This is a genomic window from Mycobacterium sp. SMC-15 (genome assembly GCF_045310925.1).
In the GTDB taxonomy this organism is placed as follows: domain Bacteria; phylum Actinomycetota; class Actinomycetes; order Mycobacteriales; family Mycobacteriaceae; genus Mycobacterium.
This window is the reverse complement of the sequence record NZ_JBJIAJ010000004.1, coordinates 114,032-126,206: the sequence shown is the minus strand read 5'-3', so window position 1 is coordinate 126,206 and position 12,175 is coordinate 114,032. Positions and strand designations below refer to the sequence as shown.

Below are 12,175 nucleotides of genomic sequence, written 5' to 3'. Positions count from 1 at the left end.
GAGCCTTGTCATGGACGCTTTCCACACCCACACCGGAATCGGAGTCCCGCTGCGGCGGTCCAATGTCGACACCGACCAGATCATTCCCGCGGTCTATTTGAAGCGCATCACCCGGACGGGATTTGAGGACGGCCTGTTCGCCACGTGGCGCACCGACCCGTCCTTTGTGCTGAATCTCAGCCCTTTCGACCAAGGTTCGGTGCTGGTGGCCGGACCGGACTTCGGCACCGGATCCTCGCGGGAACATGCGGTCTGGGCGCTGCTCGACTACGGGTTCCGGGTGGTGATCTCCTCCCGATTCGCCGACATCTTCCGCGGCAATGCTGGCAAGGCTGGCTTGCTGGCGGCCCAGGTGGCCCAGGATGATGTGGAACTGCTGTGGAAAGTCATCGAGCAGAGCCCGGGGCTGGAAATCACTGTCAATCTTCAAGATCGGAATATCACCGCCGGAACGGTGGTGGTGGCGTTCACGATTGACGACTACACCGCCTGGCGGCTGTCCGAGGGGCTCGACGATATAGGCCTTACGCTGCGGAAACTCGACGATATCGATTCTTTCGAGGCGGCTCGCCCGAGCTGGAAACCGCGCACTCTGCCTGCTTCTTGAGGCCCCGTGCCGGAGCTTAATTCCGGTCGAAACGACGCTCTCGTCAGCGTCCAAGGGCGGTAACCGGATTGCCGAATTCGCCCATAATCTCGTCTGAAATTGCGCGTGGCTCTTGGATATCAGTGGTATCAGGGTTTACCGTGTGCTCTAGTCGGCTCAAGTAGGGCCACTGGTTTCGGAGGGATTGGATGAACAAAGCAGAGCTCATCGAGGTGCTCACAAAGGAATTGGACACCGACCGTCGGTCGGCGACCGAGGCCGTCGAGCATTTCGTCAATGCCATTGTGCGCGCCGTCCACAAGGGTGAGAGCGTCACCATCACCGGGTTCGGCGTTTTTGAGCGTCGTCGTCGCGCCGCGCGCGTGGCCCGCAATCCCCGCACCGGTGAAACGGTCAAGGTGAAGCCGACGTCCGTTCCCGCCTTCCGCCCCGGGGCGCAGTTCAAGGCGATTGTTTCTGGCGCGCAGCGTGTCCCGTCCGAGGGGCTCGCCGTCAAGCGCGGTGCTGGTGCCAGCGCCACGCCCGCGAAGGCCGCGAAGAAGTCGCCGGCGAAGAAGGCCACCAAGGCCGCCGCGAAGAAGACTGCCGCCAAGGCTCCGGCCAAGAAGGTTGTCGCCAAGAAGGCAGCGACTAAGGCTCCGGCCAAGAAGGTTGTCGCGAAGAAGGCAGCGACTAAGGCTCCGGCCAAGAAGGTTGTCGCGAAGAAGGCAGCCACGAAGGCTCCGGCCAAGAAGGCTGTGACTAAGGCTCCGGCCAAGAAGGTTGTCGCGAAGAAGGCAGCGACTAAGGCTCCGGCCAAGAAGGTTGTCGCCAAGAAGGCCGCCACCAAGGCCGTGGCGAAGAAGGCTCCGGCCAAGAAAGCCACCAAGGCACCGGCCCGTAAGGGTCGCAAGTAGCAACGAATAGCCGAGCGCCGCGGGGTTATCCCCGCGGCGCTCGGTCGTTCACACCAGTGCTTGGGTAGCCAGCGGACTACCGAGGTGGTCGGCGGCGATCAGCCGGCCGCCCGACAGCGACAACACCCAGGTGCTGCCCTTGCGATTGCGCGACTTGTCCGGGCTGACACCGTCGCGGTCGCACCACCAGGCGACCAAATCCGGAATCACCTTGCCCTGGGTGCAGATAACCGGTGTGCCGCCCAATTGCGCGATCTCCACTACCCGGCGCCGGGCCCTTTTCGGGTTGTCGGCGTACGACTCCTCGCTCAGCGTCGGTTCGCTGTGTACCGCCACCCCGAGTTCGGCGGCCAATGGCTCCACGGTCTGCTCACAGCGCACCCGGTCGGCCGCGTACACCGTGGTCGCGCCGAAGGCCAGCAGCTGATCGGTGAGCGCTTCGGCCTGCGCACGCCCCTTCTTGTCCAGTGGCCGTTGGCGGTCGTCGCCGGAGAACCGCGACCGACGGCCGGCGGTGCCGTGCCGCACGATCAACACCGTTTCGGTGTCTGCGGGCTGCTTGGCGAACCGCCGCAATATCTTCCGGTCATAGGCGTACTGCAGTTCCCGCATTGCGGCTTCGACCGGTAGCCAGACCATGTCGTCGACCTCGTGGTTGGGCACGAAATCTCCGCCCACCGCTTGCGCGGCCCAGTAACGCACCTTCTTGACGCCCTGGGTGACCGGATAGCGGACCGCCCCCAGCCGGCGGCCCAGCTGCGCGTGCTGGCCGGTCTCCTCGAGGATCTCCCGCACGGCTGTCACCGGTTCGGTCTCACCGGGATCGACTTTGCCCTTGGGCAGTGACCAGTCGTCGTAGCGCGGGCGGTGGATGAGGGCCACTTCGACGGCATTGCGCCGCGTCCGCCACAGCACCGCACCGGCGGCGTGGACGACCTTGTCTACCGTCCCGGAGCCATTCGACACTGTCGTTTCGAGCACCTTGCACTCCTGCAGGTCAATTCGGACTTCGTGGGCGGTAGTGGGCGGAGATGTCAGGAATTGCGATGCCGGTCCATCAACGACACCTGGTGGTCGCGGACCGTGGCCCCCGCCTGCGGTTCGGCCGTCCACTGACCGTCTGGCCCGAGCTCCCAACAGCGGGTGGCCGGATCCATGGCGGAGTCGAACACATCGCCCAGTTGCGCGGTCAGCCGCGGGTTCTTCACTTGCACCATCACCTCGACCCGGCGGTCCAGATTGCGGTGCATCATGTCGGCGCTGCCGATCCAGAATTCGTCGATGGCGCGGAAGTGGATGATGCGGGAGTGTTCCAGGAATCGGCCGAGAATCGATCGGACGAGGATGTTTTCGGAGAAACCCTCGACCCCGGGGCGCAACGCGCAGATCCCGCGGACGAACAGCTCGACTCGGACTCCGGCGCGAGAGGCGCGGTAGAGCGCATCGATAACCTGCTCGTCGACCAGTGAGTTGAGCTTGAGCCGGATCCGGCCGTCGCCGGACTGGCGGTGTGCCGCGACCTCATGTTCGATGCGTTCAATGATCCCGGTCCGGACGCCGTGCGGGGCCACCAACAGGTTGCGGTAGGCGACTTTCCGCGAATAGCCGGTCAACGAATTGAACAGGTCGGTCAGGTCGGCGCCGATGTCCGGGTCGGCGGTCAGCAGTCCCACATCTTCGTAGAGGCGCGCGGTCTTGGAGTTGTAGTTACCGGTGCCGATATGGCAGTACCGCCGGATCGTCGATCCCTCGCGACGCACGACGAGGCAGACCTTGCAGTGAGTCTTCAGACCGATCAGTCCGTACACCACATGCACGCCGGCCTGCTCCAGCTTGCGGGCCCACTTGATGTTGGCCTGCTCGTCGAACCGGGCCTTGATCTCGACGAGTGCCACCACCTGCTTGCCGGCCTCGGCGGCATCGATCAGCGCGGTGACGATCGGTGAATCACCGGAGGTTCGGTAGAGCGTCTGCTTGATCGCCAGCACGCCCGGGTCGGCGGCCGCCTGTTCGATGAACCGTTGCACGCTGGTGGCGAACGAGTCGTACGGGTGATGTACCAGCACATCGCCTTCACGCAGGGTGGCGAAAATGCTTTTGGGGGTTTCCCGTTCGGCAAACGCCGGGTGAGTGGCCGGGACGAAGGTGCGGTCCTTGAGATCGGGCCGGTCCTGCCCGTAGACCTGCCACAGCGATGACAGGTCCAACAGGCCCGGCACCTCGATGACGTCACCGGGGTCCACGTCGAGTTCGCGCAGCAACAGCTCCAGCATGTGCTCGGTCATGTCGTCGGCGACCTCGAGGCGCACCGGTGACCCGAACCGGCGCCGCGCCAGCTCCCGCTCCAAGGCCTGCAACAGATCTTCGTCGCGGTCCTCTTCGACTTCGAAATCGGCGTTGCGGGTAATGCGGAACGCGTGATGCTCGACGATCTCCATGCCGGGGAACAACACCGGCAAGAATGCCGCGATCAGCTCCTCCATCGGCAGGAATCGGACCTCGCCGCGGCTGTCGCTGCTGCTGGCGCCGACATCGAGTTCGACGAAACGGTCGACGTTGTCGGGGACCTTGACCCGCGCGAAGTGACTTCCACCGTCCTCGGGACGTTTGACCGTCACCGCCAGGTTCAAGCTGAGCCCGCTGACGAAAGGGAAGGGGTGTGCCGGGTCGACCGCCAGCGGTGTCAGCACCGGGAACACCTGCTCGTGGAAGTACCCCGACAGCTGGTCGCGCTCGGTCGATTCCAGGTCGGCCCACGTGACGATGTGGATGCCTTCGGCGGCCAGCCCCGGGCGGACCGAGTCGAGGAACACCCGCGCATGGCTGGTGGCGATCTGCTGGGTCCGTTCGCCGATGCGGCGCAGTTGCTCACGGGGGGTCAGGCCGTCGGCCGAGCGCACGGACAGGCCCATCTCGTCGCGGCGTTTGAGGCCGGCGACCCGGACCATGTAGAACTCGTCCAGATTGGAGGCGAAGATCGCCAGAAACTTGGCCCGTTCCAACAGCGGCAATGAGGTGTCGGCGGCCAGAGCCAGCACTCGGGCGTTGAAGTCCAGCCAGCTCAGTTCGCGGTTGAGGTAGCGGTCGGCGGGCAGTTCGTCGTCGTCGCCGGCCGAAAGCGTCTCGGTGGCAGCGGGTGGTGCAGTCGGAGCGGCGTCGTGCGGACGCCAGTCGGTCGTGTCGCTACGCGTCTCGGTGAGTTCGCTGCCCTCGATTTCGTCCACCCCGAAATCATTGCTCATCCCGCGTGGTGCTGCCACCGGACTTGGCATGTGCGAGTGCACGGGCTGTTGCGGTACCGACTCCGAGCCGACGCGCTACCGCGAGATCTTCCGGGGTGTCGATGTCGCAGCGCAGGCCAGGCCAGGCTCCGGTCAGTTCCAGCGCGCCGGATTCCCGGTGTCGCGTAGATGAATTTCTGCCGAACCTCGGGTCCAGCGCGGTGCCGAACGCGAAGAGCGCCGCGGTGCCCATCCCATGCCGGTCAGCGACGAAGCTGCGCTGGTGTGTCCGCGCTGCGGCGATCGCCTCGTCGAGCTCGTAAGATTGCAAAGCCGGCAAATCGCCCTGCAGCACAACGATATTGGGTACCGATTCGGTTACTGCGGCTTCGGCAGCGGCGAGTGCGTTGTTCAGCGGGTCGCCGTGACCTTCTGGAGTCGGGTCCTCCAGCACCTCGGCTCCGAGCTCGGCGGCGGCTGCCGCGGCGGCCGCATCGGGAGTCACAACGGTGATGTGTTCGAGTCCGCGGGCGGCCACCGCCGCGCTGATGGTGTCCACCAGCATGGCCAGCACCACGGCCTCCCGCAGCGGTGCGGGAAAAGCCGGCGCCAGCCTGGTCTTGGCCACGCTGAGCCGCTTGACGGCGATGATCAGGCCGATGCCGGATACCTCGGCCTGTGCGGAGTTCACACCTCACATCCTGCCAGCGTCGGGCTGAACGTTCCGCGCGCTGGGTTCATAGCGGTGACCCGCTTCGCCCGGCTCCGCCGCGCTTGCGATCCCCGCTAGGGTGATGCGCTTATAGGGAGGTGGTGTGCGATGGCAGGCACCGAGGGCACGGTCGCGGTGATGGGCGCGGGCGCGTGGGGCACGGCGCTGGCCAAGGTGCTCGCCGATGCCGGCAGTGACGTCAGGCTCTGGGCACGCCGGCCCGATATCGCCGCGCAGATCAACGAGACCCGGCGCAACCCCGACTACCTGCCGGGCTTCGAGGTACCCGCCGCGGTGCGCGCCACCAGTGATCCGGCCGAGGCGCTGGACGGCTTGACCACCGTGGTGCTGGCTGTGCCGGCGCAGACGATGCGGGCGAATCTGCAGGCATGGACGCCGCACCTGACCGACAGCGCCACGCTGGTCAGCGTCGCCAAGGGCATCGAGCTGGGCACGCTGATGCGGATGAGCCAGGTGGTCGCCGCGGTGACGGGATTCGACCCCGGTCAGGTCGCGGTGGTGTCCGGTCCCAACCTGGCGGCGGAGATCGCCGCCGAACAGCCCGCAGCCACCGTCGTCGCCTGCACGGACTCCGGCCGGGCGGTGGCGCTGCAGCGGATGCTCAACACGGGCTATTTCCGGCCCTACACCAACTCCGACGTCGTCGGCACCGAGATCGGTGGGGCCTGCAAGAACGTCATCGCCCTGGCCTGCGGGATGGCGGCCGGGGTAGGGCTGGGTGAGAACACCGCGGCCGCCATCATCACCCGGGGCCTGGCCGAGATCATCCGTCTGGGAGTCGCGCTGGGCGCCAAGGGCGCCACCCTGGCCGGGCTGGCCGGAGTGGGCGACCTGGTGGCCACCTGCACATCGCCGCATTCGCGCAACCGCTCGTTCGGCGAGCGCCTCGGCCGCGGCGAGGCGATGCCGCCGGTGCCCGGGTCGGCGGGGTTGTTGAGCACCGCCGACGGTCACGTCGTCGAGGGCGTGACGTCGTGCCAGTCGGTGCTGGCCCTGGCCTTGAGCTACGACGTGGAGATGCCGCTGACCGACGCCGTGCACCGGGTCTGCCACAAGGGCTCGTCGGTCAACGAGGCGGTGGCACTGCTGCTGGGACGTCGCACCAAGCCGGAGTGAGCGGCCCCGGTAGCCTCTGGCGTGTGAATTCCCACGAACGCACCCGGGTGGCCGTAGTCTTCGGCGGCCGCAGCAGCGAGCACGCTATCTCGTGCGTCTCGGCGGGTAGCGTCCTGCGCAACCTGGATCCGCAACGCTTCGAGGTCGTCGCGGTCGGCATCACCCCGGAAGGGGCGTGGGTGCTCACCGACGGCAACCCCGACACGTTGGCGATCACCGACCGCCAGCTGCCGGCGGTCAGCTCGGCCTCCGGTGCGGAACTGGCGCTGGCGGCCGACCCACAGCGTGCCGGTCAGCTGATCGCATTGTCGTCCGCGGGTTCCGCGGAGGTGCTGGCGTCGGTCGACGTGGTGTTTCCCGTGTTGCACGGCCCCTACGGCGAGGACGGCACCGTGCAGGGGCTGCTGGAGCTGGCCGGGGTGCCCTATGTGGGCGCCGGGGTGCTGGCCAGCGCGGCGGGCATGGACAAGGAGTTCACCAAGAAGCTACTGGCCGCCGAGGGTCTGCCGACCGGACCTTATGCCGTGTTGCGGCCGCGCCAGGAGACGCTGTCGATCGAGGATCGGGAGCGCTTGGGGCTGCCGTTGTTCGTCAAGCCGGCGCGCGGCGGGTCCTCGATCGGGGTCAGCCGGGTGATGTCCTACGACGAGCTTCCCGCCGCGATCGCCGAGGCGCGCCGGCACGACCCCAAGGTCATTGTCGAGGCCGCGATGATCGGGCGTGAAATCGAATGCGGCGTGTTGGAGTTCCCCGACGGCACGGTGGCCGCCAGCACCGTGGCGGAGATCCGGGTGGCCGGTGTGCGGGGCCGCGACGACTCCTTCTACGACTTCGCCACCAAGTACCTCGACGACGCTGCCGAACTCGACGTGCCCGCCAAGATCGACGACGAGGTCGCCGAAGCCGTGCAGCAATTGGCGATTCGGGCATTCGCCGCGCTGGACTGCCAGGGGCTGGCTCGGGTGGACTTCTTCCTGACCGACAGCGGACCGGTGATCAACGAGATCAACACCATGCCCGGATTCACCACCATCTCGATGTACCCGCGGATGTGGTCGGCCAGCGGTGTCGACTACCCGACGCTGCTGGCGACGATGGTCGACACCGCCCTGGCTCGCGGCGTGGGGCTCCGCTGACGCCGGCCTGCTAGCTAGCGCGCCGAGCGTGCACTGAGGGCGAAAAAGCAGCCAAATATTCAGTCTGATTGCACGCTCGGTGCGAATCGTCGGGGCCGGCGATCGCTAGCGCGGCGGGCCCGGTCTGATCGGTACGGCGTCGACGGTGCCGGCGATCAGATCCGACACCTCTTGAATCGGCGTAGGGCCCGATCCCGGCGGCAATGTCAGCGCCAGATAGACCTTCCGGTCGACCACATACCAGGTGGCGCGGTCGCCTTCGCGGACCTCGAACCACTGCACGTGATCGACCACCTGGAGCGGTGAACCCACCACGAAATCGGCCGGCCGGTCCAGCCCGCAGCGCAGCACCACGGCCTCGCCGTCGTCGGCGGTCCAGGCCGCCGCGCCCTCCGGTGCCGGTGCGGCGAGCTCGGCGCGCCGATAGTCGCCCAGCCGATCCGGTAGGGCGTCGAGGAGGGCACGGCAGTCTTCGCTGTCGGCGTGCGGGGCGGGCACCGCCGCGACCGGCACCGGTCCGGCCGGCCGTTTGCCCGGGTGGTGTCGCGCGGCGACGGTCAGTGCCGCGCCTACCGCGGCGACCGCGACCACCAGCGCGACGATCAACGCAAGTCGCGGCGGTCCGTCCGCGTCGTTCTCCGGATTGGTCACGCCCCGCCTACCGTTCTGATCACACCTACACTCCAGGCTGTGCGCGGTAACGAGCCCACGCTGGGTCAGCTTGGAGAGTTTCCCATGATCGACCGGCTGGTGGCCGGGCGACGTCAGCCCACCACCACCCAGCTGGGGCCAGGGGACGATGCGGCGGTGGTCCAGTGCGCCGACGGCCGGGCCGTGGTGTCCACCGACATGCTGGTGGAACGTCGGCATTTCCGGCTGGACTGGTCAACCCCACAGCAGGTCGGCCGCAAGGCGATCGCGCAGAACGCCGCCGATATCGAGGCGATGGGTGCACGCCCCACCGCGTTCGTCGTCGGCTTCGGCGCCCCAGCCCACACTTCCGCCGCCGATGCCGCGGCCCTGGCCGACGGGATGTGGGCTGAGGCGGAGCGACTGGGGGCGGGCGTGGTCGGCGGCGACCTGGTCCAGGCCGACTGCTGGGTGGTGTCGGTGACGGTACTGGGGGACCTAGGTGGTCGGGCGGCGGTGCTGCGGTCCGGGGCGCGGGCTGGGGCGACGCTGGCGGTGGCCGGGGACCTGGGCCGCTCGGCCGCGGGACTGCGGCTGTGGCGTGACGGTGTGGGCTCAGCAGAATTCGCGGAGCTCAGGCATCGGCACCTGGTGCCCGAACCGCCGTACGGGCAGGGCGCGGCGGCCGCCGATGCCGGGGCACAGGCGATGACGGACGTCTCCGACGGCCTGATCGCCGATCTGGGGCACCTGGCCGCGGCGTCGCAGGTGACGTTGGACGTGTCCACAGCGGCGCTGGCGCCCGATTATCGTGCCCTGGCGCCCGCGGCCGCTGCGGTCGGTGCCGACGCGTGGTCGTGGGTTCTGGGCGGGGGAGAAGACCACGCCTTCGTCGCCGCGTTTCCCGGTGCGGTGCCGGCCGGTTGGCGGGCCATCGGACAGGTACGGGCGGGGCCGGCACGGGTGCTGGTCGACGGGGCGGGGTGGGACGGGGAGGCGGGCTGGCAGTCGTTTGATTCCGGCGCCCCATTACGTTGAGACACCATGACTGCGCGTCCACTTCCTGAACTTGTCGAAAGCGGTTGGGCCAGTGCGCTGGCGCCGGTGACCGATCATGTCGCCGCGCTGGGGCAGTTTCTGCGCGAGGAGACGACGTCCGGCCACGGCTATCTGCCCGAAGGGCAGAACATCTTGCGTGCCTTCACGTTTCCGTTCGACAACGTCAGGGTGTTGATCGTCGGACAGGACCCGTATCCGACGCCCGGGCACGCGGTGGGCCTGAGCTTCTCGGTCGCCCCGGATGTTCGGCCGCTGCCGCGCAGTCTGGAGAACATCTTCACCGAGTACACCGCGGATCTGGGCTATCCCAAGCCGTCCAACGGCGATCTGTCCGCCTGGGCACAGCGGGGTGTGCTGCTGCTCAACAGGGTGCTCACCGTGCGGCCGGGTACGCCGGCCTCACATCGCGGCAAGGGCTGGGAGGCCGTCACCGAATGTGCGATCCGCGCGTTGATGGCCCGCAGTCAGCCGATGGTGGCGATCCTGTGGGGACGTGACGCGGGGACGCTCAAGCCGATGCTGTCCGACCACTGCGTCGCGATCGAATCACCGCACCCGTCGCCACTGTCTGCGTCGCGCGGCTTCTTCGGATCTCGGCCGTTCAGCCGCGCCAACGAGTTGCTGACGCAGATGGGTGCCGAGCCGATCGACTGGCGACTGGAGTAGCGCGGCTCAGGCGGTCGCGCACACTCGCCGAGGAGGCAGGGGTGTCCTGCGCTCTCGGCGAGAAAAGAGCGGACTTAGCCGCGGACGACCTTGCCGGCCTTGATGCACGAGGTGCAGGCGTTCAGGCGCTGCTTGTTACCGCCGGGACGCGCGGCGTGCACGACCTGGATGTTCGGGTCCCACCGACGGCTGGTCCGACGGTGCGAGTGGGACACCGACTTACCGAAGCCGGGGCCCTTTCCGCAGATATCGCACACGGCAGCCATATGTGACACTCCTCAAAACGTCTGCTTGAGGGCCAACGACCTCAGCGGGTGGCCCGACAACCTGATCAGGATACCCGCCAGGCGGGGCAACCACCAAAACGCCCCATCGCGGCCGGACGGACGTGACCTGTGCTGTCGCCCGGAGTGATTAGGCTTGCAGCCACCGGAGGTGGCGGCAGGAAGGTGGGCGCAGGTGGGCAACCCCGATCGTCGGCTGGATGCGGCGACCTTGCGGGACTGGGCGCACACCGCCGTCGGCGACCTGATCACCCATACCGACGAGATCAACCGGCTCAATGTCTTCCCGGTCGCCGATTCCGACACCGGAACAAACATGCTGTTCACCATGCGTTCGGCCCTGGCCGAGGCCAACACCGAGGCCGCCTCGGGTGAGGTGGGCCGGGTCGCGGCCGCACTGTCGTCCGGGGCGCTGCACGGCGCACGCGGAAACTCCGGGGTGATCCTGTCGCAGATCCTGCGTGGCCTGGCCGATGTGACGGCCCCAAGCAACCCTGATACCGCAGTCAGTGCCATCGACTCCACCTTGCTCGGCGCCGGTCTGCGCCACGGGGTCGAACTGGTGGTCACCTCAATGGGCGGTCGCGAGGTCCCGGGCACCATCGTGTCGGTGCTGCAGGCTGCCGCTGCGGCCGTCGAAGAGTGCGCGGAGCAGGGAGCCGAGTTGGGTCCGGCGCTGGTGGCCGGCACCGATGCAGCCGCGGCGGCACTGGAGGCGACCACCGCGCAGCTCGACGTGCTCGCCGAGGCCGGGGTGGTGGACGCGGGCGGCCGCGGCCTGCTGGTGCTGCTCGACGCCCTGCGCTCCACGATCACCGGGCAGGCGCCCGTGCGGGAGACATACCAGCCCGCGCCGTGCCCGCGGCCGCCCGAAGCGGGCACCGAGGCTCCCGCGCCGCAGTTCGAGGTGATGTACCTACTCGGCGAGTGCGGTCCCGAAGACACCGAAGCCCTGCGCGAGAGGCTGAACCAGCTCGGAGAATCGGTGGCAATCGCCACCTCAGGCGTGGTCGGCGGATATTCGGTGCACGTGCACACCGATGACGCGGGTGCCGCTGTGGAAGCGGGCCTGGCCTTCGGCCGGCCGCGACGGATCCAGATCTCGGCCCTGGCCGGGGCCACCGGCCCGTCCCCGGGCAGCTGGGCGCGGGAGCGTGCGGTGCTGGCCGTGGTCGACGGCGACGGCGCCGAGGCGTTGTTCGACTCCGAAGGCGCCTGCGTGCTGCGGCCCGACCCGCACAGTGCCGAGCCGGTCATGATGGTCACCGCCCAGCAGCTGTTGCGGGCGGTGGTAGACACCGGTGCAGCGCAGGTGATGCTGCTGCCCAACGGTTATGTCGCCGCCGAGGAGCTGGTGGCGGGTTGTACGGCGGCCATCGGCTGGGGCATCGACGTGGTACCGGTGCCGACCGGCTCCATGGTGCAGGGGCTGTCCGCGTTGGCGGTCCACGACCCTGGCCGTCCGGTGGTCGATGACGGCTACACGATGGCCCGAGCCGCCGGCAGCACCCGGCTCGGATCGGTCCGGGTGGCCACCGAACAGGCGCTGACCTGGGCCGGATCCTGCCGGCCCGGCGACGGTCTGGGTATCGCCGGAGACGAGGTGCTGATCGTGGCCCGCGATGTCGGTGCGGCGGCGATCGGCCTGATCGATCTGTTGTTGGCGGCCGGCGGTGAGCTGGTGACGGTGCTGTTCGGGGCCGGTTTCGACGGTGACGTCATGGACGTCTTGGCCCGGCACGTGCATGACCAGCACCCGGGAACCGAACTGGCGACCTACTTCACCGGCCATCGGGGGGACGCACTGCTGATCGGGGTCGAGTAGCG

At 68.1% G+C, this 12,175-nt stretch carries 12 protein-coding genes; 7 read left to right on the top strand and 5 right to left on the bottom strand.

Features of this window, described 5'->3' with window-relative positions:
* Positions 1-10 precede the first annotated feature (10 nt).
* Entirely contained in the window at positions 11-607 is a 597-nt protein-coding gene (gene leuD, locus ACJH71_RS07490; protein WP_406757393.1) for a 3-isopropylmalate dehydratase small subunit, read from the top strand.
* A 188-nt stretch (positions 608-795) separates the two neighbouring features.
* Entirely contained in the window at positions 796-1,503 is a 708-nt protein-coding gene (locus ACJH71_RS07485; protein ID WP_406757392.1) for an HU family DNA-binding protein, read from the top strand.
* Positions 1,504-1,551: 48 nt separating this feature from the next.
* Here the strand turns inward: ACJH71_RS07485 and ACJH71_RS07480 are convergent, their stop codons facing one another.
* The 3 genes from ACJH71_RS07480 to cofC are packed head-to-tail and all read right to left on the bottom strand — an operon-like array spanning position 1,552 to position 5,415.
* Positions 1,552-2,484, bottom strand: a complete 933-nt coding sequence (locus ACJH71_RS07480) for an NUDIX domain-containing protein (protein WP_406757391.1) — start codon at positions 2,482-2,484, stop codon at positions 1,552-1,554.
* 53 nt (positions 2,485-2,537) lie between these two features.
* Entirely contained in the window at positions 2,538-4,745 is a 2,208-nt protein-coding gene (locus ACJH71_RS07475) for an RNA degradosome polyphosphate kinase (protein WP_406757618.1), read from the bottom strand.
* Entirely contained in the window at positions 4,735-5,415 is a 681-nt protein-coding gene (gene cofC / locus ACJH71_RS07470) for a 2-phospho-L-lactate guanylyltransferase (protein ID WP_406757390.1), read from the bottom strand. The genes ACJH71_RS07475 and cofC overlap by 11 nt, the downstream gene beginning before the upstream one ends.
* A 129-nt stretch (positions 5,416-5,544) precedes the next feature.
* Between cofC and ACJH71_RS07465 the strand changes: the two genes are divergently transcribed.
* Together ACJH71_RS07465 and ACJH71_RS07460 are read left to right on the top strand one after the other, a co-directional pair.
* Entirely contained in the window at positions 5,545-6,573 is a 1,029-nt protein-coding gene (locus tag ACJH71_RS07465) for an NAD(P)H-dependent glycerol-3-phosphate dehydrogenase (RefSeq protein ID WP_406757389.1), read from the top strand.
* Positions 6,574-6,596: 23 nt separating this feature from the next.
* Positions 6,597-7,709: a D-alanine--D-alanine ligase family protein gene (locus ACJH71_RS07460; protein WP_406757388.1), complete on the top strand. Its 1,113-nt coding sequence runs from the start codon at positions 6,597-6,599 to the stop codon at positions 7,707-7,709.
* A 105-nt stretch (positions 7,710-7,814) separates the two neighbouring features.
* Here the strand turns inward: ACJH71_RS07460 and ACJH71_RS07455 are convergent, their stop codons facing one another.
* Positions 7,815-8,360, bottom strand: a complete 546-nt coding sequence (locus tag ACJH71_RS07455; RefSeq protein ID WP_406757387.1) for a DUF3515 domain-containing protein — start codon at positions 8,358-8,360, stop codon at positions 7,815-7,817.
* Positions 8,361-8,399: 39 nt separating this feature from the next.
* Here ACJH71_RS07455 and ACJH71_RS07450 point away from each other — a divergent pair, with 39 nt between their 5' ends.
* On the top strand, positions 8,400-9,377 hold the full coding sequence (locus tag ACJH71_RS07450) for a thiamine-phosphate kinase (protein ID WP_406757386.1): 978 nt from the start codon (positions 8,400-8,402) through the stop codon (positions 9,375-9,377).
* Positions 9,378-9,383: 6 nt separating this feature from the next.
* The gene (locus ACJH71_RS07445; RefSeq protein WP_406757385.1) at positions 9,384-10,064 is read left to right on the top strand and encodes a uracil-DNA glycosylase; all 681 of its coding nucleotides are present in this window, start codon (positions 9,384-9,386) and stop codon (positions 10,062-10,064) included.
* 74 nt (positions 10,065-10,138) lie between these two features.
* Here ACJH71_RS07445 and rpmB read toward each other — a convergent pair whose 3' ends face one another.
* A complete protein-coding gene (gene rpmB / locus ACJH71_RS07440) occupies positions 10,139-10,330 on the bottom strand; it encodes a 50S ribosomal protein L28 (RefSeq protein WP_024443272.1) in 192 nt (63 codons plus the stop codon).
* A 193-nt stretch (positions 10,331-10,523) separates the two neighbouring features.
* On the opposite strand from rpmB, the gene ACJH71_RS07435 reads away from it, so the two are divergent.
* Positions 10,524-12,173: a DAK2 domain-containing protein gene (locus ACJH71_RS07435; protein WP_406757384.1), complete on the top strand. Its 1,650-nt coding sequence runs from the start codon at positions 10,524-10,526 to the stop codon at positions 12,171-12,173.
* The last annotated feature ends 2 nt before the right edge of the window (positions 12,174-12,175 follow it).